Below are 23,649 nucleotides of genomic sequence, written 5' to 3' on the forward strand. Positions count from 1 at the left end.
TTCGGTTTGAATTGAGGAGACCATTGGTGTAAAGCACGATTAACAGTAGTTGTTGAAACACTCTGTCTAAAAGCGATATCTTTTTCAGAAGTAATAAACTGCCCTTCGGCAGCTAGTGTTTGGATGACACGTTTGGAGATAAAACAATTTCGTTTTACCATCGAAGTTGAAGCGATAAAGGTTGTTTTACATCCTTTACATAAGAAGTGTTGCTTCTTTAAAAAGAGATAGGTTGGAAGGTTATTTGTTTTAGGGAGTGTGATACGTGATAGTTTAGTTCCGTGTTTAATGAGTTTAACTGTTTTATTATTAAAGCCGCAATTCGCACACCGTGAGTGTATGTAAGAGAGTGTGCCAAAATAACAAGTGCTTAAAACACCTTTAATTAACTGAGTTAAACACCATGTTTTTGGAAAAGAAATAGTTTCATCTGTAATTCCAGAGGAATGCGCGATATTATTAAAAGTGATAGCTGACATTGTCGAATCCCCCTTATAAATTTGTTGTGGTGACTTAATATTATAGGGATTTTGAAAATGTTGCTATTTTTTTGCGAAAAAAAAAGGCATCAGTGAAAATTCACCAACACCATAAATTATAGAACCATTTTAATTCAGGGGCTTTTTTATGTTCTCCTTAGTTCCCCAAAAGCTGTTTAGGTTATACTATAGAAGGTAAAAAAACAAAGAACGCGAAGGAGAGGAGAGCAATGTTAGGTGATTATCTCAAAGCAGCGCGCAAAGTAGCTAAATTATCTCAAACAACCGTTAGTGAACAGTGTTGCAGTGTCCGTCAATTATCACGAATTGAAAACAATCAGTCGCTGCCATCGTTAGACTTGTTCATCCTACTGATCGACAAACTTGATATCGATGTCGCGGAGGTAGTCACTGTTCTCAAGCAACAACTTGGTTCAGAGGAGACATAACTGTCTATTTACTAAGGAGAAATAAACTGTTAATTTAGAATTAAAGGTAGGTTACGTAGTTTAGCTATTAGGTAACTTAACTAAAAAAGGAGGAGGAGTTTTTAATGACTATCCAAAAACGAGTGACCCAATGTTTTATCACACTGCTAATCGTGATCCTAATCGGACTATTATTTAGCGGGACATTGCCCTCTGTTAGCCTGGCAGCTCAATTCGGCATTTCACATGTAGCAGCTGTTCAAATCATAGAAATTGCCAGTGGTACAGGTTCTATTTGGGCGATTATCGCAATCGTCGGTGGCTCATTTGGCTGGGGTGTTGTTATTTTAGCAGCTGCTAAAATTTTGATTAAAAAATATGGAAAAAAACAAGCAGCTGTTTGGTAAGTTAAATGCGATACTATCATTTCATCAAAGAAAAATGGTATAAACGCTATCTTAAAAAGCAAGAAGTGATAGCCTTTCCGTTATTTGAAATGTTTCTCTGTAGTAGTCTACTGATGGGCTGTTTACTCTTGCTTATTTCATCATTTTTTAAAAATCATGTCACACACATGCATTATATTATGACAGTGCTTTTTTATTCATATCAACTGCCTTTTTTAAAACAATTATTACGGAAAATGCCTTTGGCTTATATATGTCATAAAAAACGTTACTGGAAATATCTGTGTTTCTGTTTTATTCGAGTAAATGATGTTCTATTAGTATTCACTTGCTATTTCATTTGTAGTTTTATAGTAATGATGCTTAATACTGATGTGTTAGCAATAATCAACTTAAGTTGTTTTCTACTAACTGGCTGGCTTTTACTGCCAATTATTCAATATACACCGTTAACTGTTTTCCGTGTGTTCCTTGTTTTATGCGTTCATTCACTGTTGTTTTTTAATGACTTTTTATTGTCAATTGGTTGTTTTTTACTTTCAGTAATCGTTGGCTCTGTTATTTTTAATCATTATCATCCTTATGTCTATCGGCGCAAGAAAGAAACGAAGCGACTTAATGTTCGCTTTTTAAGTACCCTTTATTTAATGAGTGTTCTATACTACCAAAAAAAAAGCTTCTTTTTTTATTGCATTATTTTCACTGGCTATATGACGTTATCTCATTATTTCACGTTAAGGCTACCGCTCTTACCCTTAGTTGTTCTCATTATGATTATCGATGCAGATGGTTTTAATCAGTCGTTGTTGGAAAATAAAAACAAAAGTATCGGTCGAATTAGTTGGTTAGCTGCTTCAAGCGCGTCTGTAAGCAAAAAAATAATCTATGGCGTTTACTTTTGGAGAGTGATACCACTTACGTTGTCATATATTACGCTGTTTTTTTCGTTGTATTTCATGATTGTTGATGGACTGGTATTAGTAGTTATTGGAACAATCTGGCTATGGCTGTTAATCGTTTATTTCTGTCAGTTACCGCTTAAAATCATCTTAGAACGAAAAAAAAACAGCCGCAACTATATTTGGAAGCCCTTTTTTTGACAATCACTTTTAACTTGGGTGTGTTTTTATGAAAATAGAACGTAAAGAATTAGTTAAGTTTACTGTGATAATACTAATCTTCAACATTGTTCTTGTCTTTTTAACTGTCCTTTTTTTTAAAAGGATGGATAGTAATATTCCGTTGGCAACACCTGCTTATGGTGTGAAGTTTAGCTATGAAATAATAAAGCACAATCTCTTTCACTTAATAATGACGCTACTCACATTCCCTATTAGTGCATTAACAATTAGCATTAATTGGTTGCTAATCAGTTTTTCGATTGGATTAGCTATTCATTTGACTGGTTTGGACATGACTTTATATTATTTATTACCTCATGGGTTAATCGAAATGCCAACTGTTATTTTCTATCAATTTTTAGCATGGAAAATGATGATTCAATTCTGGCAGAAGCAACAATTAACGCCCATCATTTGTTTCCTCAAAGACAATCGGTATTATTTGATGCTCACAATTTTAGCAACAATCCTTTCCGGAATAATAGAAGGGAGTGGATGGAAATTATTTATGTGACTAACATTTCAAAGACATTCAATGACAGGGTTCTTTTTGATAAATTATCTTATGTATTCTCACCAGGTTTATATCATTTAAAAGGTGAAAATGGCAGTGGGAAATCAGTATTACTAAAAATGTTAGCAGGAATCGACCATTCCTATGATGGATTGATTGAAGGAATAACCGACAAAGAGATTTTATTGTTAGACCATCATGGTATCGGTGTGCCATTTTTATCTATCCGAGACAACATTGCCTTGGCAGCTTATCTATGTGGCTGTCCGTTTTCGGTCGAAAAATGCCCCACAAACTTATATTCAAACGAGAAACGCTATTTAATGGAGCAATATGTCTCGAGTTCAATCGGTAATCAAATGAAGGTCGGACTGAGTTTGCTGTTCCTTCCAATCAAGTGGACATTAATATTATTAGATGAAGCGATGAATGGCATCGATCAAATAAGCCAAGCAATGATATTTCAAAAACTTTTGGAAATAACTAAAACAAGCGACGCGATTATCATCATTGTTTCACACACCGATCAAGCCCAAAAATTTTTACAAGCAGAATTGAGAATCATAAACTTAGTTGATTTAAAGTGTGGAAGATGTGATTTAGATGAAAAAAAGTGATAACTTTGCGCGTTTTCTGCTCTTTTCAATCGTTCCATTATCGCAATTAATCTTATACTTTGAAGCAAGAAAATTCTACCAAGATAAAGTTCCGTTCATAGTTGATATGAAACGTTTATTTAATTTGACGCAATTACAGTACAATTTATTTGAGATTATTAGTGTATTGCTCTATACAATTGTTAGTTTTTGCGTGATGTATGGCATGTACTATTTAGTGATAACTGTACTGCTGAAACATGAGAGCACTGCTTTATTTTTTTCATTAGTCGTCGCATTATCAGTCAGTCATTTAATCGGTATTTGGGCATATTTAATTTTCAAAACGTTTTTTCCGCTAGTACTCACAATCTGTCAGTCATTTGTGTTGGCTATTACTTTTCTTTTAAGTTCATTTAAGCGAAAGCACTCATTACAGACAAGTTTATTGCTTTTTTTTTATTCATATGCTAATTAATGTGACCCCATTAGTCATTTGGGGACCAGAAATAAAACTATAACAAGCGTAAGTTGGATTGAATACTGTCTGTTACTAAGTGCCAAGCGCGATAGCGATGGATAGAAGCTCGTCACTTTACGCAAGCAACTGCTAGAGGCGACATAATTGTCGCTTTATCTTTACAGTGGCACTTGTCATACTCGAATTAGTCTAAAAGAAGGAGGGAAATGATTAGGGTCAGCCCAACTATCTGAAACATGGAAGGAGAGATACCAGATTGTTTCAACTCAAACTAACAATTTCGCTGTTGAAAAACGAAGGGGGGGGCGGTTAGTAATACGGTGCACAATAATTAAGTTATGTAAACTAACTATTGCTAATAAAAAACCGTTCAACCTATGAGAGCAGGATGAACGGTTTCTTTTGTACTATTTATGCCACACATCGGCATATTCAGGCTTACGCTCAAATTGAACCTTGGCAAATGAACAACTTGGCACAATCGCTTTCTTTTCACGTCGTGCTTTTGCAACAGCTTCAGCAACAAGTTCTTCAGCGATACCTTGGCCTCGTAAATCAGGATGCACAAAGGTATGGTTGAGTGACCATAGGTTATCATTAACTGCTATTAAGGTCACCTCGGCTTTCAAGTGGCCGTGTTCGTCGTTCGCAAATAAACGTAATGGTTCTTCAACTAATTTCATCGTAAGCACCTCCAAGTGAATTTAATTCTATTTTATAGGAAGAAGGGCCTGCGATGCAATTATGCTGATTATCAGAGAGTGCCTTTTGCCTGAAAGCTATTGCTGTTTAGCGTTAACTTGGGCTTAATTATGGTACCATGATCCAGAAATCCGGGTGGAATTAAGGTTGCTAATCGTCATCACTTCAACATTTACAAACGTACCGGCTGGAATCATATTCGGTAACGAGACGCTGCCTAGCGTGATTTCAATCCAAGGTCCGGTCCAAGTTGGTAGACCAGGCACCATTGCTCGCGCGAGTAAACGTTCGCCGGCAGAGTTGATATTGATGTTTAATTCAAGTGGCATGTTCGCGAATAATTTTTCGCGGGGCACCGGATCAACCCGATGCGGTGTATTATAAATATAATGATCTGAGAAATAACCAACATCAAACGGTTGCTGTTCGACCTGAACAGGTCCTTTGTGAGTGACAGCGGCAGTGGCAGTATGACTGATGAGGAGAGGAAGCGAGGCTAACGCAATCAGTGCGGCAACAACGAACTTACAGTGTTTCATCAAAATCATCTCCCTTCGAGTGTTAAATTCTCAGCGTGAGAACTTACATAAAAAGCGTAACATGGTGTTTTTAAGCCGTCAACGATTGCTGGAATAGTCTTATAGCGTAATGTGATAGACTGACACACTACCGACCTTAGTTACTTGTATTTTTAAAGGGGATAAAAAGATAGCTAGAATCTTCGTATATTTTATTTTGGCAGCCGCCAGTTTTGTCAGAAAAAACAGACATTTCGCTAAAATAGTGCTACGACAATGATTTATTCCAATTAAATTTAAAGTATTCGCTTTCAAACAGATGACAGACGCGTTAAACACAAGTATAATAGGGGGTATTAATATATCAATTAAATTGAACTCAAAAGGGGACTAACAAAATGACAAAATTATATAATGTAGCTGTCGTCGGTGCAACTGGCGCTGTAGGGGAACAAATTATTTTACAATTAGAACAAAGCGACTTACCGATAGCAACGATTAAATTTTTATCGTCACCTCGTTCTGCGGGCTCAACTTTGTCATTTAAAGGGAAACCGGTTATCGTTGAAGAAGCAACACCGGAGAGTTTCACTGCAATTGATATTGCTATTTTTAGTGCCGGTGGCTCAATCAGCGCTGAATTAGCACCAGAGGCTGTTAAACGTGGTGCAATCGTGATTGACAATACAAGTCACTATCGAATGGCAGAAGATGTGCCACTCGTCGTTCCAGAGGTTAACGAAGATGCTCTTCGTCAGCATCATGGCATTATCGCTAACCCGAACTGTTCAACGATTCAAATGGTTGCAGCCCTTGAACCGATTCGTCAACAATATGGTTTGAAACGTGTGATTGTTTCAACGTATCAAGCTGTCTCAGGGGCAGGGAATTTAGCAATTGATGAATTATATACACAAACACAGGCCGTCTTAAACAACGAGCCAGTTGAAGCAACTATTTTACCATCTGCCGGTGATAAAAAACATTATCAAATCGCCTTTAATGCGATACCGCAAATCGATGTATTCGGTGAAGACGATTACACGTACGAAGAACATAAAATGATTAATGAAACGAAAAAAAATCATGGGCGATGCAAGCCTTAAAGTCGCAGCAACCTGTGTACGTCTCCCGATTTCACGTGGTCATTCTGAGTCTGTGTATTTTGAAATCGACGAAGCTGGTGTCAGTGCGGCTGATATTAAAGCGTCGCTTAAAGATGCACCTGGTATCGTTTTACAAGATGACCCCGCAACGCAAACATACCCACAAGCATTAGACTGTGTAGATAAACGCGAAACCTTTGTCGGCCGCGTCCGTCGCGATTTAGACGAACCTAAAGGCTTTCACATGTGGGTGGTTTCAGATAACTTACTTAAAGGGGCGGCATGGAACTCTGTTCAAATTGCGGAGCGTCTCGTAGCGTTAAACATTATTTAATTGGTGTCGACCACAAGGAGTATTGATCGTATGAAGCTTATTGTACAAAAATTTGGGGGGACTTCTGTCAAAACGGCAGAGTCGCGCCATCTTGCTATTGGGCATATTCAATCCGCCTTAAAGAAAGGCTATCAGTCAGTCGTTGTTGTTTCAGCCATCGGTCGCACCGGCGATCCGTATGCAACCGATACATTACTAAGCTTAATCGATAGCCCTAATACGGCGCTATCGTTACGGGAACAAGATATGCTGTTATCAGTAGGTGAGTTAATATCGGCCAATGTGTTTGCCGATATGCTACTAAAGGCAGGCATTAAAGCAACGGCTTTATCAGGGGGGCAAGCGGGTATTTTAACTGATGATAATCACCAAAATGCCGATATCCTGACCGTTAATCCAAAACGGATTTATCATGAGTTAAAAAACGGCGCCGACGTTGTCGTAGTGGCTGGTTTTCAAGGTGCCACTCATAGCGGTGACATTACAACACTAGGTCGAGGTGGAAGCGATACATCAGCAGCTGCGTTAGGCGTGGCTGTTAAGGCTGACTTTATTGATATTTTCACCGATGTTGAAGGGATAATGACGGCCGATCCACGCGTCGTTAAACGTGCTAAACAACTCGATAAAATAACGTATACTGAAGTGATGCAAATGGCAACAGAAGGCGCGAAGGTGATTCATCCGCGCGCGGTTTCGACCGCAAACCGCGGTAAAATTCCGATGCGTGTCCGTTCAACCTATTCGCAAAATGAAGGAACGTTAATTACAGATATTTCACCAGTTGAGCAAAAACAGGCGGCTCAGTCGCACGCGTTGTTCTGTGGTGTGACACATATTAACAATCTCTGTCAGTTTACGGTCACAAAAACGGCCGCGTTATCGGCTGAGACCTTAGCTGACTTATTGGCCGCAAATCGTGTCAATGCAAGCTTTATCAACGAAACAGCGACTGAATTATTATTCAGTGTACCTGATGTGCGTCGTCACTTAATTGCCGATGTCTTAAACAATCAAGGAAATGTCGCCACAATCCGTGAAAAATGTGCTAAAATTACAGTAGTGGGTATTGAACATCGTCATATGGATGATGTCTCACAAACGATTCTGACGGCCTTAAATAAAGAAAACATTCGCATTTTACAATCGAAATCAAATACGAATACATTATGGGTTTTGGTAGATGAAGGGAACATGATTCAAGCTGCAAACTCATTGCACGATATTTTTAATCAAACAAGCTAAATTAGAGGAGGATCACAGATGGAATTTGGAAAAGTCATGACCGCAATGGTTACACCATTTGATGTTGAAGGCAAGGTGAATGAAGCTTTAACAGAAAATCTTGTGAACTATTTAATTGACAACGGATCTGACGGCCTTATTGTTGGTGGTACAACGGGAGAATCAGCGACCTTAAGTCACGCTGAAAAGCTCGCTTTATACCGCTACGCAATCCATGCTGTAAATGGTCGTGTGCCCGTAATTCTAGGTGCCGGCTCAAACAACACAGCCGAATCTGTTGCCTTTACAAAAGAAGTCTCACATTTAGGTGCTGATGGTATTCTAGCAGTCGTTCCATATTATAACAAACCCAGCCAAGCAGGGATTTATGAACATTATAAAGCCATTGCAGCAGCAACCGACTTACCGGTGGTTGTTTATAATATACCAGGACGTTCTGTTGTTAAAATTGACTTAGAAACCCTCGTTAAACTAGCGGATATTCCTAACATCGTTGCGCTCAAAGATTGCACAGCTGATTTTAGCATGCTCTCACAGTTGCACGCACGCGTTGGCGATAAAATGAAGATTTACAGTGGCGAAGATGCATTGACCTTACCATTATATGCAGTCGGCAGTGCTGGCGTGATTTCGGTCACATCGCATATCGCTGGCATGCAAATGCAAGCAATGCTCGCAGCCTTTGATGCAGGTGACATTGAAACAGCGCGTCGTTATCATCATGACATCATGCCCGTTATTAACGCATGCTTTAGCGTTCCTAGTCCAGCACCAGTGAAGTTCTGGCTTAATAAACAAGGCATTGCAACCGGTCAACCACGGTTACCGATTGTTGCAGTAACAGCTGAAGAAGCTGACCAAATTGAGCAAGTGATTTCAGCATTTCAACAACAATACACACAAATAAAATAGGCGAAAGGAGGGTATATTTTGACAATCAAACCAGTAGAAAACATCAAAATTTTATCTCTCGGTGGTGTAGCAGAATTAGGTAAAAATTTATATGTAGTGGAAGTGAATGACGATATCTTTATTTTAGATGCCGGCCTCCGTTTTCCAGAAGATGAATTATTAGGAATTGATGTTGTAATACCCGACATTAAGTATTTAGAAGAAAACCAAGACCGTATTAAGGCTGTGTTCTTATCACACGGTCACGAAGATGCAATTGGGGCATTGCCTTACTTGTTGAAAAAAATCAATAATATTCCCGTTTACGGAACAGAACTAACTGTTGCCCTCGCACGTGCAGCGATTAAAGAGCATAAAGATTTAAAATACAACCGTTTCCATGTGGTACATGCGCGTTCGCGTTTATCTTTTGAACAAATCAATGTATCGTTCTTTGCGACAACACACTCAATCCCGGATTCAATTGGGATCGTGTTACATACAGCAGATGGCGCGATTGTTTATACAGGGGATTTCAAGTTCGATCAATCAGCGCGCGAAGGCTATCAAACAGACCTTGGTCAAATTGCTAAAATTGGTGAAAAAGGTGTGCTTGCCTTACTGTCTGATAGTTCAGATGCTGAACACCCAGGTTACACTTCAAGTGATGCAGTTGCAGCCCAAGAAATGTTAAAAGGCTTTAAACAAGCGAAAGCGCGTATTATTGTAGCTGTCGTTGCATCAAATGTGAGTCGCTTACAACAGGTATTTGACGCAGCGGCTGCGACACACCGTAAAGTAGCTATTCTTGGAAAAGAGTTAGAACGTGTCGTAACTGTTTCTGCGAAGTTAAATAAACTTGTTGTTGCAGATGAAGACATGATTGTTCCGATTAAAGAAATTGACACGATTGCTGATGAAAAATTAGTCATTATCGAAAGCGGTCACTTAGGTGAGCCGATTCGCCAATTAAATAAAATGGCGAAACAAGCACATCGTTTAGTCAACGTTCGTCCTGGCGATACGGTCTTTATTGGTGCAACAGCTGATCCTGCAACGGAAACAATCTTAGCGAAAACGGTTGATTTAATCTATCGTAATGATGCGATTGTGACAACTTTCTCAAAAGATATCTTTATTTCAGGTCATGCGAGCCAAGAAGAACTGAAGATGATGATGAACTTACTTAAACCCAAATATTTCGTGCCAATTCACGGTGAATACCGCATGTTAATTGAACATACAAAAATCGCACGTACAATGGGCTTCGATAACAGCCAAATTTTCATTATCAACAAAGGCGATATTCTTGAGTACAAGGATGAAAAATTCGCAATGGGTAGCCGCGTCTATTCAGGTAATACTTTAATTGATGGTTTAGGTGTGGGCGATGTCGGTAATATCGTTCTGCGCGACCGTAAATTGTTATCAGAAGATGGCATTTTCATTGTTGTGGTAACGATTAGCCGTCGTCAAAAACGGATTGTTTCTGGTCCTGAAATGATGTCACGTGGCTTTATTTACATGCGCGAATCAGAAGCTTTAATCGAGGCTGCAACAAAGATGGCTGAAAAAATTGTCATCGAAACATTAGAAGATAAAAACTTTGAATGGGCTAACCTTAAACAAGCAATTCGTGATAAATTAAACCGTTACTTATTCGAACAAACACGCCGTCGTCCGATGATTTTACCGGTAATTATGGAAGTTAATTAATAAAAGTGGCAACAACTTGGTTAACAGCGCTTAAATTGGAGAGCAGGCCGCTGCGACTTTATAGTGTCGCTTAGGCGTGCTTGAAATTTAAAAGCTGTTAGTTGTTAAAACTAGATAACAATAAAAGTGGCAACAACTTTATTTAAGTAATAATGAATCCAAACAAAAAAACAGTGTGCCTTTAGGCCACTGTTTTTTATTTTAACACCATCAATCGAAAGTAGGGATGCGAAGATGACAATTTGTGACTGGGCGCAACAACACGCTGAAATGACCCTTTATCATAATGAAGAATGGGGCCGTTATACAGCTAAAACAGATGCAAGTTATTTTGAATTTCTGACCTTGGAAGGAGCTCAGGCGGGTCTATCATGGCGAACTGTTTTAAATAAGCGTGAGGGCTATCGTAAGGTATTTCACCATTTTAACCTTGAACGCTGTGCACAGTTAAGCGACGAAGAATTAGAGGCGGCGCGTTTAAATACGGCGATTGTTCGTCATAAACTCAAAATTTATTCAGTGCGAAAAAACGCACGGGTCTTACAACAAATCATTGTCGAATATGGCTCGATTGAACAGTATTTCAGAGGTTTTTTTAGTGTCGTACCAATCGTCAACGAGTGGCAAAAAATGAGCGAATTACCAAATGAGAGCGCTGAATCAAAGGCTATTAGTAAAGACCTCAAAAAACGAGGCTGTTCATTTATCGGACCGACGATTATTTATGCATTCTTACAGGCGACTGGATTTGTTGATGACCATTTAACGACGTGCCCCTACCATCAATCGTATCAAAAAGAGCCTCTTAATGCCTAGAGTTAAGTGGGTGAGAGCGATTCTAAGCGTGTTAACTTTCATGGGACTTACAGTTGTAGTTAAGGTGGTTTAATTAGACTGGATAGGATACTGTTATCTTTTCTAGTTCAATCAGCTAACAGCTCGTGTATTTCAAGTGCTTTGCTAGCGACGCTAACGAGTCATCTTCATTCTAGTCGGAAATATAAAGATTTAAGGTGAGTGTACCGATGATAATCCACTATTGACGAATTAGAACAACGTTTATCTTCTGTCTCTGAGTAACTAAAAAGGGTAACGACAGTGAATGTCGTTACCCTTTTTAGTTACTTTTTATTTTTGTGTTTCTAAATATTCATCGTAAGATTGTTTTTTGTTGTAGAATGAACCTGGTGTTACATCAATCACGCGGTTAGCTAATGATTGTGTAAACTGATGATCGTGACAGATAAAGAGCATAACGCCTTTAAAGTCCATTAAACCATCATTCAAGGCTGTAATTGATTCTAAGTCCAAGTGGTTAGTTGGTTCATCGAGCAGCAATGTATTTCCACCTGAAAGCATCATCCGGCTTAGCATACAACGTACTTTTTCGCCCCCTGATAAAACGCGTACTTTTTTTAGTACTTCGTCACCAGAGAATAACATACGACCTAAGAACCCACGTAAAAATGATTCGGCATCTTCAGTAGGTGAATATTGACGCAACCATTCAACTAAGTTAAGGTTTGAACCTTCAAAGAAAGAAGTGTTGTCTTTCGGAAAGTATGTTTGTGAAGTTGTAACACCCCATTTAAACGTGCCTTCATCTGGTTCCATATCGCCAGCTAAAATAGAGAGAAGGGCAGAAGAAGAAGAATCATTGCCGACAAACGCAACTTTATCGTCACGATCGAGTGTAAATGATACGTTATCTAACACTTTCACGCCATCAATTGTTTTTGAAAGACCAGATACTTGTAAAATATCATTGCCGACTTCACGGTCTGCTTGGAAACGAATAAATGGGTAACGACGTGACGATGGTTGAATATCATCAAGCGTAATTTTATCCAATGTTTTTTTACGAGAAGTGGCTTGTTTTGATTTCGAAGCATTGGCTGAGAAACGCGCAACAAAGGCTTCTAATTCTTTGATTTTTTCTTCTTTTTTCTTGTTGCCATCTTGTAACATCCGTTGTGCTAATTGACTTGATTCATACCAAAAGTCATAGTTACCAACGAATAATTTGATTTTGTTGTAATCTAAATCGGCAATATGCGTACATACTTGGTTTAAGAAGTGACGGTCATGCGAAATTGCAATAACAGTATTTTCAAAATTAGCTAAGAAATCTTCTAACCACATAATTGCTTTTAAGTCCAAGTGGTTAGTCGGTTCATCGAGAAGTAAAATGTCAGGTTTACCGAATAGTGCTTGAGCAAGTAAAACTTTCACTTTGCCACCACCGTCAAGTTCTTTCATTAACTTATCGTGATCACCGGGTAAAATACCTAAGCCTTTTAAGAGGATTGCTGCATCTGATTCAGATTCCCAACCGCCCATTTCGCCGAATTCACCTTCAAGTTCAGCGGCACGAAGACCATCTGCATCAGTAAAATCTTCTTTCATATAAATAGCATTCTTTTCTTCCATAATTGCGTACAATTTTTGATGCCCCATAATAACAACATCAAGCACACGGTGCTCTTCAAATTCAAAGTGATCTTGTTTTAAAACCGCTAAACGTTCACCTGGAGTGATATGAACATCGCCTGTTTGTGCTTCAATTTCACCTGAAAGAATTTTCAAGAATGTTGATTTTCCAGCACCGTTTGCGCCGATAAGGCCATAGCAGTTACCTGGTGTGAATTTCATTGTTATATCTTCAAATAGTTTTTTGTCAGAAAAACGCAGTCCGACATTACTTACTGTGATTGTCATCTGTTTTGTTACCCTCTTTCATATCGTTTTTATTCCATAAACTCTATTATATCAACAAAAGCAAGTAAAATCAATCTAGTAAAACATAATAGCACCAATGTTATAAGAAGTACTTATGGTTAACCGAAGGTAACTTAAGAAATACTATTGACAAAAGGTGATGGTAGGCATAAAATTGAGAGTATTCTAACAATTCTTGCAATACAACTAAGGAGGCACAACATGATTGAATTTAAAAATGTCGATAAATATTACGGCGAATACCACGCCTTGCGTGGGATTAACCTCGAAATAACTAAAGGTGAGGTTGTTGTAGTTATTGGGCCTTCTGGTTCCGGTAAAAGTACAATGTTACGTACAATCAACGGTTTAGAAGAAATCAGTTCCGGACATTTACTCGTTAACAATTATGATTTACATAGCAAAGGGACAGATATTAACATTGTTCGTAAAAATGTCGGCATGGTGTTTCAACATTTTAACTTGTATCCTCATAAAACAGTCTTAGAAAACATTACGTTAGCACCGATAAAGGTCTTGAAAAAAACCAAGGAACAAGCCATTCAAACCGGGTTAGCCTTACTCGAAAAGGTTGGTTTAGCTGATAAAGCGAATGTTTATCCAGCCAGTTTATCAGGTGGGCAACAACAGCGGGTGGCAATTGCTCGTGGATTAGCAATGGAACCTGAGGTGATGCTGTTCGATGAACCGACATCAGCACTCGATCCCGAAATGATAGGGGAAGTTTTAGATGTAATGAAACGTTTAGCACAAGATGGGATGACAATGATCGTCGTGACACATGAAATGGGCTTTGCCCGTGAAGTGGCCGACCGTGTTATTTTTATGGACCAAGGAACCGTACTCGAAGACCGTGAAGCAGTTGCATTTTATGATGGGCCCAAAGAAGAACGTGCACGTCAATTTTTAAGCAAGATTATTAACCACTAAAATGAGGGGGATGGCAATGAAAAAACTACTACTCACTGTCTTTTCACTCGCAACACTGACACTGGCTGCCTGTGGCAACCAAGTGGCATCGGTTGATATTAGTGAACGACTTGAAACAAAGCCGGCGATTGCATGGGGTGTGAAAACAGATACACGTTTATTCGGTTTAACAAATATTGCGACAGGTAATATTGAAGGCTTCGACATTGATATTGCAAAGGCCTTAACTACTGAAATAGCTGGAAAAGACGCTACCGCTAGTTTCGTGGAAGTGACATCGAAAACCCGGATTCCACTATTGAAAAACGGTAATATCGATGCGATAATTGCGACGATGTCCATTACGCCTGATCGCCAAAAAATAGTCGACTTCTCAGATGTTTATTTTGATGGTGGTCAGTCGCTGCTTGTAAAAAAAGGCAGTCCCATTAAGTCTGTCACTGATTTAAACGAAAAGACAACAGTGTTAGCAGTCAAAGGGTCGACCTCGGCTGTTAATATTCGTAAGTTAGCACCTAAAGCGAAAATATTAGAATTGGAAAATTATTCTGAAGCCTTCACTGCTTTAAAATCGAAGCAGGGTGATGCAATGACCACCGATAGTGGTATTTTATACGGAATGGTCGCACAAGATAACAGCTATGCAGTCGTTGGTGGTAATTTTACGGATGAACCGTATGGAATTGCTGTTAATAAGGGACAGGAAGCCTTTGTTAAAGACATAAACACGGCACTTGTCACCTTAAAAAAGAATGGTACGTATCAAAAAATATATGATAAATGGATCCCAGAAAACGACTAAAGAAAGGGGTATTCGATGTTCTCAATTTTAACAACTAATTACGAAGCCTTACTTAGCGGCTTTTTATTCACCCTTTTATCGAGTGTCATTGCCCTCGTCTGTAGCTTGATTATTGGTGTCGTGATGGCAATATTACAAATTTCACAATCAAAACTTGCACGCGGACTCGCTTCAACCTATGTTGAATTTTTCCGTAATATTCCCTTACTCATTATCGTGATGTTCTTTTATGTCGTTATTCCAATGTATTTTTTCAACATTAATGGCTTTACAGCCGGTACGATTGGCCTAACGCTTTATACGTCGGCTTTTATTGCTGAAACAGTTCGAGCTGGTATTTTATCGGTACCCAAAGGGCAGATGGAAGCAGGTCGTTCAACAGGTTTAAGTTATAGCGAAACGATGACTAGCATTGTGTTGCCGCAAGCAATAAAAATTGTTGTGCCGCCATTGGGCAACCAATTTATCAACCTTGTAAAAAACTCATCTATTTTAGCGATGGTGGCTGGTCTCGATTTGATGTACCAAGGCGATTTGATTTCATCGGTTAATTTTAATGTATTCGAAACTTATATCGTGGTCGCTTGTTTTTACTTGATTTTAACCTTGCCATTAAGCTATTTAATGAACAATTTAGAAAAACGCTGGTCAATTAGCGATTAAGGAGGAGTCATCATGGATTTTGTTGGAGCTTACAGTTGGATCAACATCCGTTTTTTATTAGAAGGATTATGGATGACTGTTCTTGTCGCTTTGATAGCGATTATCTTTAGTTTTATTATCGGTAGTATCATTGGATTGGTTCGTTACATGAAGATGCCATATGTTTCAAAAAGTGTTGGTGTTATTACCGACGTTATCCGCAACTTGCCGTTGTTGTTAATTATCTTCTTTACCTATTTCGCCCTGCCAAAAATCGGCGTCCGCCTTGATATTTTTTGGTCTGTAGTGGCGGCAATGACCGTTTTTGAATCGGCGATGGTGTCCGAAATCATTCGTGGTGGTTTGAAATCAATCCCTAAGGGACAAATGGAGGCTGCTCGCTCAACCGGATTAACCTATTTGCAGGCAATGTTCAGTGTTGTGATGCCTCAAGCATTACGCAAGATGATTCCACCGATTGTTAGCCAGTTCATTTCACTCATCAAAGATACCTCGCTAGCGGTTGTCATTGCGTTGCCCGAAGTAACGCATAACGCTAAAATAATCTACGGTCAAGACACATCATTCGTCATCCCGATGTTTGTTGCGATGGCTGCATTTTACTTTATCGTCTGTTATGCCCTATCACTTGTTGCTAAACGTCTTGAAGTTAAATTAGGCTAGGTCACATCTGTCTGTTATTAGCCAGTGAGCAAGCAATGCTGGAACGTTAATAACTGACAGATGTTTCTTTTTGACTTATACTAGAAGTATAAATAACTGAATAGGGTGATAGCATGATTGAAAAGACACGACAAACTGATAAATCGATGCGCCACCGCCTCGAACTTGAGAAACGGATGCCATATTGTTTTGCAGTAAACAAGGACATATTCACATTAATTAAATATGAAAAATTAGGTAAAACGACGGGCTATGTTGTCGTTGATGCCAATGATACCGTTTGTAATCGTGAGGTTGCGGTCGCTGTATATCAACAAGCCTTACACTTACATCGCCTCACAGAATATGCACTCGTACGTCATCATAGTTTACATTCACATGATTCACAAATGGCTGAACGAATTGAAGCAGAACTTGCATTGATACAACCGGAGGAATTTTCGTATTCTATCCGTGATGAGGCGGTAGCGACCTTAGCTTGCCTTCAAATATTTGTCACGAATCAACGCGCACTTGATGTGCATTTAAAAGACATGTTGCTCATCTTAGACAAAATTAAAGAACAACAACAAATAACTTCGTCAGATTGGAGCTATCTAACAGAAAAAACGCTTGCAATTGGCAATTTAGCGTATGAACAAATTCAATATTTAAAAAAATACAAAAGAACAAATTGAAGCTGTCCGTGACTGGATCAGTCGCAAACATAAGAGTTTTACGAAAACAGAAGCCAAATACATGAATCGTTTTTCGACGCTCTTATCCGAAATCAATGCGCAATTTATTTTCGATAAAGTCGTTGATACCTTACCAATACTCGAAAAAGTGACCTTTTCTGGTGACAACCTCTCATTGAAACAACGTCTACGCCTTTTTAATGAACGTTATACAAACGCATTAATGACCGACATTACCTTGGATGAGACGGCACTTGCCTTATTACGTAATTAAAACAGCTTGTCAAAGCTGTTTTGTTGCGAAGAAAGAGTGGTGCGTATCTTCAGGAACAGATGTATACCGCCTATTGGTATACATCTTTTTTATGGTACAATATAGATGATAAAACAACTTTATAATAAAGGATGGCGTAAAAAATGATTGAAAAAATCGCAGCTGAGTTAACAGAGATGAATGATGCGCTCATTTTAAAAATAGATGAACCGCTCCACCCGTATACGTATACAAAAACTGGAGGGAACGCCGACATCTTTATCGCGCCTCACACGGTCGCAGAAGTGCAAAGCGTCGTTAAATATGCACATGAACATAAAATACCATTGATGGTTCTTGGGAATGGCTCAAACTTAATTATTCGTGACGGTGGCATTCGTGGCATCGTTTTATATTTAATGAACATGAATAAAATCACTCATACAAACCATACCATTACTGCTCAAACAGGTGCAGCTATTATCGATGTATCACGTTATGCCCGAGATATCTCACATACAGGTCTTGAATTCGCCTGTGGTATTCCTGGCAGCGTCGGTGGCGCCTTACATATGAATGCCGGTGCATACGGTGGTGAAACGAAAGACGTGTTAAATCGCGCACTTGTTTTAACAGAGACTGGTGTTCTCCTTGAACTCGATCGTGAAACGTTAGAAGCTGGCGCCTCGTATCGACACAGTCTCATCGGTGATAAAAATTACATCGTGCTCGAAGCCGATTTCTTATTATGTGAAGATAGCGAAGCGATGATTGCCGCTAAAATGGCTGATTTTACTGAACAACGTGAAACAAGACAACCGCTAGAATACCCGTCTTGTGGCAGTGTTTTCAAGCGGCCAGCAGGTCGTTTTGTCGGTCCCATGATTCAAGAAGCTGGTCTACAAGGCTACACAATCGGTGGTGTACAAGTATCAACGAAGCACGCTGGCTTTATGGTGAATGTGAATAACGGAACAGCAACTGATTACATGGCTTTAATTGCTCATGTTCAACAAGTTATTTTAGAAAAATACGATGTGCAATTAGAGCCTGAGGTTAAAATAATCGGTGAACAAGAATGACCGAAGGGTTTTTATTTGACATTTAAAAAAGTCTCTATTTAATAGTTGTTTGAAGTATGTTATCCTAATAGTAACGAACTAGTCAACAGTTCAACCTAATTAGGATAGGAGAGCGAAAAATGACATTGTTTAGTGGTATTACTGTACTGATAGTAGTGATGGCTGCTGTCATTTATTGGCTTAAGCCTTCCAGAAATTAACTATATCGAGATAATTAACCCCACTTCCGTTGTTGGAAGTGGGGTTTGGTCGTTTCAGTGGTTATTCATTGTTGAGGCCTGTTATCCCATGTTATAATCCGGTTACAAACGACAATAACTTCTTCAAAGTGATGATACTCAGTCAAACTCACAGACGCTACATGTGACAACTTTTAGACCATCTCATATTGATATGCCTGCGGTTGTCATTGCGGGTCTCAGTTTAATTATTATGACTCTAACTTCATTTTAAGAGAGAGGGGATTACGAGATGAAATTACTAAAAGAACGGTCGGATATTGTCAACTATTGCAAACAAATGAGGCGCACAGGCTTAACAAAGGGAACTGGAGGAAATATTAGCATTTTCAACCGTCAAAGTAACTTAATCGCCATTAGCCCCAGTGGGGTTGCATATGAACGGATGACGCCGATTGATGTTGTCATTGTTGACATAGATGGTAACGTCATCGAAGGTATTCGCCAACCATCGAGCGAAATTGCCATGCATCTGATGTGCTACACTCGTCCGAACATTACCAGTGTCGTTCATACACACTCAACTCACTGCATGGTACTCGCTGCGTTACAATGGGAATTGCCAGCCATACATTATTTGCAAGCTTTAGCAGGTGGACCCACTGTCCGTTGTGCACCGTATGAAACTTATGGCAGTGTTGGTTTAGCACAGACTGCTAAAGAGGCCATCGCTGATCGTTATGCTTGCTTGTTAGCCAATCATGGCCTCTTAACAATCGGTCACTCAATTGAAGCTGCTTTTTCGTTAGCTACGCAAATTGAGCAGCTTGCAGAAGTGTATTTAAAGGCCAAACAAGCAGGTGAACCGCAGCTCCTTGATGAGGCAGAAATCAAACGTTTATTGGTGAAATTTGAAACGTATGGTCAAAAGCGATTCTATTAAAGCAGGCTAACGAAAGAAAGACACCCTCCGCATCCGGAGGGTGTCTTTCTTTCGTTACGTTTATAACAAGGTCATTGGTGCCACATAAGACATATTTAAGTCGGTCGCTACAGCTTCATATGTGATGTGACCTGACATCGCGTTTAAACCTTTTAAAATTGCCGGTTCTTTTGTCATCGATTGTGTCACACCCCTATTCGCAATTCTTACTGCGTAAGGGATTGTGACATTCGTCAATGCATATGTAGCTGTTTGAGCAACAGCCCCAGGCATATTAGCAACGGCATAATGAACGATTCCGTGTTTCACATAGGTTGGTTGGTCATGCGTTGTGATATGGTCTGATGTCGCAAAAATCCCACCTTGATCAATCGCAATATCGACTAACACAGAACCTGGAGACATCGCTTTCACCATTTCTTCTGATACTAGTTTTGGTGCCTTTGCACCTGGGATTAATACTGCGCCAATCACTAAATCAGCTTCGGATACGGCCGCTGCTAAGTGATAAGGATCCGAAATTAACGTTGAAATCGTATTGCCAAATTGATCATCGAGTTGTGCTAAACGCTTAGCGCTAATGTCTAAGATTGTTACTTGTGCACCCATCCCGATTGCAATCCGTGCAGCATTTGTTCCGGCAGAACCACCACCAACAATGACGACTTTAGCTCGTCTTACCCCCGGTACACCAGCTAAAAGAATTCCTTTACCACCATGAGGGTTTTCGAGGAATTGTGCACCGATTTGAATCGACATCCGCCCAGCAATTTCACTCATCGGTACGAGTAATGGCAATGAATTATCAGGCAATTGAATTGTTTCGTATGCAATCGCAGTTACTTTTTTATCAACTAAGGCACCAGCTAAAGCAGGCTCTGCCGCAAGGTGTAAGTATGTGAATAAGATTAAACCTTCATAAAAATAACCATATTCAGCCGCCAATGGTTCTTTAACCTTGATAACCATTTCTGCCTGCCAAACTTCTGCAGCGGTCACTACGATGGTGGCACCAGCATCGCTAAATTGCTGATCGGTAATGTGCGAACCAAGACCTGCTTTTGTTTCAATAATCACATGATGGCCATTTTTGACAAAATTAGCAACACCAGCAGGGGTAATACCGACACGATTTTCATTGTTTTTAATTTCTTTAGGAATTCCGATAATCATTTTATAACACTCCTCTAAACTGTTTTTTTATGTGCAAAGCGATAAATTAAGAACAGAATGACGAACCAGAGGGACCCGCAAATGATTGAAATGCGCGTATCAGGTGCAACTGCTAACATAATGATAACGCCGATGAAGAACAAAATAATTAGCACCGGCATAAAGCTAGCCCCAGGCATTTTAAAAATACTTTTTTTAGCTAATGCCGCATGGTTTTTTCTGTAGCGAATAAAGGCAACAACTATCATTCCCCAAATGAAAACAAACAGCAGGGAAGAGATACTCGTTACAATCGTAAAGACAGTAATCGCATTTTTGATGAAATAATTAAGTAAGACCCCGATGAGTAATACCGCACTTGAGAAATATAAACTGATAGAAGGGATGTTACTCGCACTTAACTTATTAAAAATTTTTGGTGCTCGCTTATGCTTAGCTAACCCGTACAACATCCGACTCGTTGAAAAAATACCCGAGTTACATGATGAAGCCGCTGCGGTTAATACAACAAAGTTTATAATCGCAACTGCGGCAGGGATACCTGCATACATAAAGAGGGTAACAAAGGGACTCTTGTCAGGATCAATTTGATTCCAAGGCACAATCGACATAATAACGAAGAGGGCACCGACATAGAATAGAATGATACGTAGTGGAATTTGATTAATTGCTCGTGGAATCGTCTTTTCCGGATCCTTTGTTTCAGCAGCAGTAACCCCAATTAATTCGACACCGGCGAATGAAAATACAGCCATTTGAAAGGCGAGTAAGAAGCCTTTAAAGCCGGTCGGGAAGAAGCCCCATGTTGCCACAAGTTACTAACAGAGGCAGTTGAAGTAGAAGTTGCTTGAAATTTATTCAAAATCAAGACAATACCGACGACTATTAAAGCTAAAATAGTGACGATTTTAATGATTGAGAACCAAAATTCAATTTCACCAAAGGCTTTAACTGTGAGAGAGTTTAAGGCAACTAAAAATAGCACACAGAGTAAAGCAGAAATCCAATTAGGAAAGTTGGGAAACCAATAACTGACGTAGGTTGCAACAGCTGTTATCTCAGCCATACCCGTTACAATCCAACATAGCCAGTATGTCCATCCTACAAAAAAACCAGCCCAAGGGCCAATGTATTCAGAGGCAATATCAGCAAACGAGTTAAATTCAGTGTTAGATAACAGTAGTTCACCTAAAGCGCGCATCATAAAAAAGATAACAATACCTACAATTAAATAAACGAGCAACAATGATGGACCTGCTAAATGAATTGTTTTACCTGCACCCAAAAATAACCCGGTTCCAATTGCCCCGCCAATTGCAATTAATTGCACATGACGGTTCGAAAGATTACGTTCTAGTTTTTGCGGACTTTCTGTCATAAAAAGTATCAACTCCTCCTGTTATTGGAAACGCTTTCAACACCTTTAATGCTAACTGTTTTATGACTGTAATACAACAGTTATATAGTACCTAATTTAATTGCATCTGACGATATTTAATGATGGTTGCTGTATCTTATAGACCAGTTGTGGTCTATAAGGCCTAACATTTTATATCTTTTATTATATAATCTAGAATTGTGTTTACTAAGAAAACGTTTGTTGTAGAAAATAATACCATAAGTATTTTATTGAATTGATTAATTGCGTTATCACCACTAATGATTCAATCGAACAACAATAGTTGAAGCATTAACAACAAAAGCGTGAAAGGTTGAATTAGCGATAAAAAGACCATTAAAATGAACGAATGAGAGATTCTCCCATAATAATCAAACATTCTAGTTTACATAATATATATTATCGGAAGTTGTTTCAGAGGGGCAGATGTCAAGATTAATTGCAACACATTATTATTGCTAATAGATTTAAGGTTAAATCGCTCTTTTCCTATGTTACTGCACGAAAATTAGAGTCACTTTTCAAACACAGTTTCTCTTTTAGATATTTATGAAAAAAATATAGTCCAACTAAAATTCTACAGGAATTATACTTTCAATAGCTTATCTTAGTTTCAAACATTCTCTATCAAACCGAAAAATTGCAGATTTCCATTTCAATGTTTTTCTTGGTCGTGTATTAATTGATTTAACCGACTCATCTAGTTGATTTTGGGACACTTTATTAAAACCTGTCGGTTTTGGATAATATTCTCTTAATAACCCATTGTGATACTCATTAGCGCCTCTTTCATGTGGTGAATAAGGATTAGCATAATAAATTTTGATACCAAAACTACTCTCAATTAAATGAACATTAAATTGATGAACAAATTCTACACCACGATCACATGTAATGGATTGACTGTTCCTTTAGGATAACGCTGAATTAATTCTTTCATACATAGCATTCAACATACTAAAACTATCTTGTTTAAGTATTTTTATAGCAACATACTGTCGTGTCTTACGCTCAATAAATGTAGCTATACAATGAGTAACACCTCGTCTAGAAAGAACGGTATCGGCTTCCCAGTGTCCGAATTCTGTTCTATTCGTACAGCGCTTAGGTCGGTCTTGTATCGAATGATTAAGATAAAATGAAGAATCAGGTCGTTTTAATAATTTCCCAGTACTTTTACGTTTATAACGTTTACCTTTTAATCTTAACTTCTTGATTTCAAAGGCAATAATCTTATTATAAATCCAATTATAGATACTATTACGACATACCTTTACACCCTTCACAGCATTCGCTATTTGCTCTGGAGACCATTTCATCTCTAAATGTTTGGTGATTAAATGAATCATCTTTGCAGATGCTTTAGTTACTGTTCCACAGTTCTTTTTGCGAAGCATTGCAACATTATTAGCACTGGTTGCTCGATAAGGTAATGAAGCTAAGCTATTATTGATTCTTTTGGGAGAGTTACGTTTAAGTTCTCTAAAAATTGTCGAACGATGTCTATTCAATCTCTTAGCAATTTCAGTTTGAGAAATACCATCATATAGCCATGCTTCTATTTTACCGCGTTCTTCTGCGCTCAAATGTTCATAAGACATAGGAAAC

22 protein-coding genes and 4 pseudogenes are annotated in these 23,649 nt (G+C 38.8%); 19 read left to right on the forward strand and 7 right to left on the reverse strand.

All coding sequences use genetic code 11. The annotated features are described in order from the left end of the window. Window positions 1-479 (reverse strand): annotated as a pseudogene (locus BCAMP_RS00005) (transposase family protein); the annotation flags it as partial. Window positions 480-709: 230 nt separating this feature from the next. On the opposite strand from BCAMP_RS00005, the gene BCAMP_RS00010 reads away from it, so the two are divergent. The 6 genes from BCAMP_RS00010 (at window position 710) to BCAMP_RS00035 (ending at window position 4,023) form a co-directional block, all read left to right on the forward strand. Then, window positions 710-928 (forward strand): helix-turn-helix domain-containing protein, encoded by a 219-nt coding sequence (locus BCAMP_RS00010; protein WP_035312693.1) that lies wholly within the window; start codon window positions 710-712, stop codon window positions 926-928. A gap of 104 nt (window positions 929-1,032) precedes the next feature. After that, window positions 1,033-1,314: an uberolysin/carnocyclin family circular bacteriocin gene (locus BCAMP_RS00015; RefSeq protein ID WP_051456746.1), complete on the forward strand. Its 282-nt coding sequence runs from the start codon at window positions 1,033-1,035 to the stop codon at window positions 1,312-1,314. A 356-nt stretch (window positions 1,315-1,670) separates the two neighbouring features. Then, the gene (locus BCAMP_RS00020) at window positions 1,671-2,414 is read left to right on the forward strand and encodes a hypothetical protein (protein WP_035312695.1); all 744 of its coding nucleotides are present in this window, start codon (window positions 1,671-1,673) and stop codon (window positions 2,412-2,414) included. A 28-nt stretch (window positions 2,415-2,442) separates the two neighbouring features. After that, window positions 2,443-2,949, forward strand: coding sequence for a stage II sporulation protein M (locus BCAMP_RS13660; protein WP_035312697.1), 507 nt, complete (start codon window positions 2,443-2,445; stop codon window positions 2,947-2,949). Continuing rightward, window positions 2,931-3,566 carry an ABC transporter ATP-binding protein gene (locus BCAMP_RS00030; protein ID WP_035312699.1) on the forward strand — a complete coding sequence of 212 codons (636 nt, stop codon included), beginning with the start codon at window positions 2,931-2,933 and terminating at the stop codon, window positions 3,564-3,566. Before BCAMP_RS13660 ends, BCAMP_RS00030 begins: the two co-directional genes overlap by 19 nt. After that, window positions 3,553-4,023: a hypothetical protein gene (locus BCAMP_RS00035; protein WP_035312701.1), complete on the forward strand. Its 471-nt coding sequence runs from the start codon at window positions 3,553-3,555 to the stop codon at window positions 4,021-4,023. The genes BCAMP_RS00030 and BCAMP_RS00035 overlap by 14 nt, the downstream gene beginning before the upstream one ends. Window positions 4,024-4,433: 410 nt before the next feature. On the opposite strand, the gene BCAMP_RS00040 is transcribed toward BCAMP_RS00035, so the two are convergent. Together BCAMP_RS00040 and BCAMP_RS00045 are read right to left on the reverse strand one after the other, a co-directional pair. Further along, the gene (locus BCAMP_RS00040; protein WP_035312704.1) at window positions 4,434-4,709 is read right to left on the reverse strand and encodes a GNAT family N-acetyltransferase; all 276 of its coding nucleotides are present in this window, start codon (window positions 4,707-4,709) and stop codon (window positions 4,434-4,436) included. A gap of 123 nt (window positions 4,710-4,832) precedes the next feature. Continuing rightward, window positions 4,833-5,267, reverse strand: a complete 435-nt coding sequence (locus tag BCAMP_RS00045) for a hypothetical protein (protein WP_035312706.1) — start codon at window positions 5,265-5,267, stop codon at window positions 4,833-4,835. Between the two features lie 377 nt (window positions 5,268-5,644). Here BCAMP_RS00045 and BCAMP_RS00050 point away from each other — a divergent pair. The 5 genes and pseudogenes from BCAMP_RS00050 (at window position 5,645) to BCAMP_RS00070 (ending at window position 11,354) form a co-directional block, all read left to right on the forward strand. After that, window positions 5,645-6,686, forward strand: a pseudogene (locus BCAMP_RS00050) (aspartate-semialdehyde dehydrogenase). 30 nt (window positions 6,687-6,716) lie between these two features. Beyond that, on the forward strand, window positions 6,717-7,931 hold the full coding sequence (gene dapG / locus BCAMP_RS00055) for an aspartate kinase (RefSeq protein ID WP_035312708.1): 1,215 nt from the start codon (window positions 6,717-6,719) through the stop codon (window positions 7,929-7,931). Window positions 7,932-7,949: 18 nt separating this feature from the next. Then, the gene (gene dapA / locus BCAMP_RS00060; RefSeq protein ID WP_035312710.1) at window positions 7,950-8,843 is read left to right on the forward strand and encodes a 4-hydroxy-tetrahydrodipicolinate synthase; all 894 of its coding nucleotides are present in this window, start codon (window positions 7,950-7,952) and stop codon (window positions 8,841-8,843) included. Between the two features lie 18 nt (window positions 8,844-8,861). Then, the gene (locus tag BCAMP_RS00065) at window positions 8,862-10,538 is read left to right on the forward strand and encodes a ribonuclease J (RefSeq protein ID WP_035312712.1); all 1,677 of its coding nucleotides are present in this window, start codon (window positions 8,862-8,864) and stop codon (window positions 10,536-10,538) included. A gap of 234 nt (window positions 10,539-10,772) precedes the next feature. Then, complete coding sequence (locus BCAMP_RS00070; protein WP_035312713.1) at window positions 10,773-11,354, forward strand: DNA-3-methyladenine glycosylase I; 582 nt, start codon at window positions 10,773-10,775, stop codon at window positions 11,352-11,354. 312 nt (window positions 11,355-11,666) lie between these two features. On the opposite strand, the gene BCAMP_RS00075 is transcribed toward BCAMP_RS00070, so the two are convergent. Further along, window positions 11,667-13,256 carry an ABC-F family ATP-binding cassette domain-containing protein gene (locus tag BCAMP_RS00075; protein ID WP_035312716.1) on the reverse strand — a complete coding sequence of 530 codons (1,590 nt, stop codon included), beginning with the start codon at window positions 13,254-13,256 and terminating at the stop codon, window positions 11,667-11,669. 222 nt (window positions 13,257-13,478) lie between these two features. Here BCAMP_RS00075 and BCAMP_RS00080 point away from each other — a divergent pair, with 222 nt between their 5' ends. The 8 genes from BCAMP_RS00080 (at window position 13,479) to BCAMP_RS00115 (ending at window position 19,469) form a co-directional block, all read left to right on the forward strand. Further along, window positions 13,479-14,207 carry an amino acid ABC transporter ATP-binding protein gene (locus BCAMP_RS00080; protein WP_035312717.1) on the forward strand — a complete coding sequence of 243 codons (729 nt, stop codon included), beginning with the start codon at window positions 13,479-13,481 and terminating at the stop codon, window positions 14,205-14,207. A 16-nt stretch (window positions 14,208-14,223) separates the two neighbouring features. Continuing rightward, window positions 14,224-15,009 (forward strand): transporter substrate-binding domain-containing protein, encoded by a 786-nt coding sequence (locus BCAMP_RS00085; protein WP_156921063.1) that lies wholly within the window; start codon window positions 14,224-14,226, stop codon window positions 15,007-15,009. 15 nt (window positions 15,010-15,024) lie between these two features. Next, the gene (locus BCAMP_RS00090) at window positions 15,025-15,672 is read left to right on the forward strand and encodes an amino acid ABC transporter permease (protein ID WP_035312721.1); all 648 of its coding nucleotides are present in this window, start codon (window positions 15,025-15,027) and stop codon (window positions 15,670-15,672) included. 12 nt (window positions 15,673-15,684) lie between these two features. Continuing rightward, window positions 15,685-16,335: an amino acid ABC transporter permease gene (locus BCAMP_RS00095; protein ID WP_035312723.1), complete on the forward strand. Its 651-nt coding sequence runs from the start codon at window positions 15,685-15,687 to the stop codon at window positions 16,333-16,335. Between the two features lie 113 nt (window positions 16,336-16,448). Continuing rightward, the gene (locus tag BCAMP_RS00100; protein WP_035312725.1) at window positions 16,449-17,012 is read left to right on the forward strand and encodes a restriction endonuclease subunit S domain-containing protein; all 564 of its coding nucleotides are present in this window, start codon (window positions 16,449-16,451) and stop codon (window positions 17,010-17,012) included. Between the two features lie 61 nt (window positions 17,013-17,073). Further along, the gene (locus tag BCAMP_RS00105) at window positions 17,074-17,286 is read left to right on the forward strand and encodes a hypothetical protein (RefSeq protein WP_035312728.1); all 213 of its coding nucleotides are present in this window, start codon (window positions 17,074-17,076) and stop codon (window positions 17,284-17,286) included. A gap of 143 nt (window positions 17,287-17,429) precedes the next feature. Next, window positions 17,430-18,347: a UDP-N-acetylmuramate dehydrogenase gene (gene murB, locus BCAMP_RS00110; RefSeq protein ID WP_035312730.1), complete on the forward strand. Its 918-nt coding sequence runs from the start codon at window positions 17,430-17,432 to the stop codon at window positions 18,345-18,347. A gap of 471 nt (window positions 18,348-18,818) precedes the next feature. Beyond that, entirely contained in the window at window positions 18,819-19,469 is a 651-nt protein-coding gene (locus BCAMP_RS00115) for an L-fuculose-phosphate aldolase (protein ID WP_035312732.1), read from the forward strand. A 60-nt stretch (window positions 19,470-19,529) separates the two neighbouring features. Here BCAMP_RS00115 and ald read toward each other — a convergent pair whose 3' ends face one another. From ald to BCAMP_RS00130, 3 genes and pseudogenes are all read right to left on the reverse strand, one after another. Continuing rightward, entirely contained in the window at window positions 19,530-20,642 is a 1,113-nt protein-coding gene (gene ald / locus BCAMP_RS00120) for an alanine dehydrogenase (RefSeq protein ID WP_035312734.1), read from the reverse strand. 14 nt (window positions 20,643-20,656) lie between these two features. Then, window positions 20,657-22,020 (reverse strand): annotated as a pseudogene (locus tag BCAMP_RS00125) (amino acid permease). A gap of 623 nt (window positions 22,021-22,643) precedes the next feature. Next, window positions 22,644-23,642: pseudogene (locus BCAMP_RS00130) on the reverse strand (IS30 family transposase). Between the last annotated feature and the right edge of the window lie 7 nt (window positions 23,643-23,649).

It is taken from the genome of Brochothrix campestris FSL F6-1037, assembly GCF_000525915.1.
Taxonomy (GTDB): domain Bacteria; phylum Bacillota; class Bacilli; order Lactobacillales; family Listeriaceae; genus Brochothrix; species Brochothrix campestris.

Excerpts from the sequence above, each read along its gene's own strand:
- BCAMP_RS00010 (WP_035312693.1), top strand. The coding sequence starts at position 710 with ATGTTAGGTGATTATCTCAAAGCAGCGCGCAAAGTAGCTAAATTATCT.
- BCAMP_RS00015 (WP_051456746.1), top strand. The coding sequence starts at position 1,033 with ATGACTATCCAAAAACGAGTGACCCAATGTTTTATCACACTGCTAATC.
- BCAMP_RS00020 (WP_035312695.1), top strand. The coding sequence starts at position 1,671 with ATGATGCTTAATACTGATGTGTTAGCAATAATCAACTTAAGTTGTTTT.
- BCAMP_RS13660 (WP_035312697.1), top strand. The coding sequence starts at position 2,443 with ATGAAAATAGAACGTAAAGAATTAGTTAAGTTTACTGTGATAATACTA.
- BCAMP_RS00030 (WP_035312699.1), top strand. The coding sequence starts at position 2,931 with ATGGAAATTATTTATGTGACTAACATTTCAAAGACATTCAATGACAGG.
- BCAMP_RS00035 (WP_035312701.1), top strand. The coding sequence starts at position 3,553 with ATGAAAAAAAGTGATAACTTTGCGCGTTTTCTGCTCTTTTCAATCGTT.
- BCAMP_RS00040 (WP_035312704.1), bottom strand. The coding sequence starts at position 4,709 with ATGAAATTAGTTGAAGAACCATTACGTTTATTTGCGAACGACGAACAC.
- BCAMP_RS00045 (WP_035312706.1), bottom strand. The coding sequence starts at position 5,267 with ATGAAACACTGTAAGTTCGTTGTTGCCGCACTGATTGCGTTAGCCTCG.
- dapG (WP_035312708.1), top strand. The coding sequence starts at position 6,717 with ATGAAGCTTATTGTACAAAAATTTGGGGGGACTTCTGTCAAAACGGCA.
- dapA (WP_035312710.1), top strand. The coding sequence starts at position 7,950 with ATGGAATTTGGAAAAGTCATGACCGCAATGGTTACACCATTTGATGTT.
- BCAMP_RS00070 (WP_035312713.1), top strand. The coding sequence starts at position 10,773 with ATGACAATTTGTGACTGGGCGCAACAACACGCTGAAATGACCCTTTAT.
- BCAMP_RS00075 (WP_035312716.1), bottom strand. The coding sequence starts at position 13,256 with ATGACAATCACAGTAAGTAATGTCGGACTGCGTTTTTCTGACAAAAAA.
- BCAMP_RS00080 (WP_035312717.1), top strand. The coding sequence starts at position 13,479 with ATGATTGAATTTAAAAATGTCGATAAATATTACGGCGAATACCACGCC.
- BCAMP_RS00085 (WP_156921063.1), top strand. The coding sequence starts at position 14,224 with ATGAAAAAACTACTACTCACTGTCTTTTCACTCGCAACACTGACACTG.
- BCAMP_RS00090 (WP_035312721.1), top strand. The coding sequence starts at position 15,025 with ATGTTCTCAATTTTAACAACTAATTACGAAGCCTTACTTAGCGGCTTT.
- BCAMP_RS00095 (WP_035312723.1), top strand. The coding sequence starts at position 15,685 with ATGGATTTTGTTGGAGCTTACAGTTGGATCAACATCCGTTTTTTATTA.
- BCAMP_RS00100 (WP_035312725.1), top strand. The coding sequence starts at position 16,449 with ATGATTGAAAAGACACGACAAACTGATAAATCGATGCGCCACCGCCTC.
- BCAMP_RS00105 (WP_035312728.1), top strand. The coding sequence starts at position 17,074 with ATGAATCGTTTTTCGACGCTCTTATCCGAAATCAATGCGCAATTTATT.
- murB (WP_035312730.1), top strand. The coding sequence starts at position 17,430 with ATGATTGAAAAAATCGCAGCTGAGTTAACAGAGATGAATGATGCGCTC.
- BCAMP_RS00115 (WP_035312732.1), top strand. The coding sequence starts at position 18,819 with ATGAAATTACTAAAAGAACGGTCGGATATTGTCAACTATTGCAAACAA.
- ald (WP_035312734.1), bottom strand. The coding sequence starts at position 20,642 with ATGATTATCGGAATTCCTAAAGAAATTAAAAACAATGAAAATCGTGTC.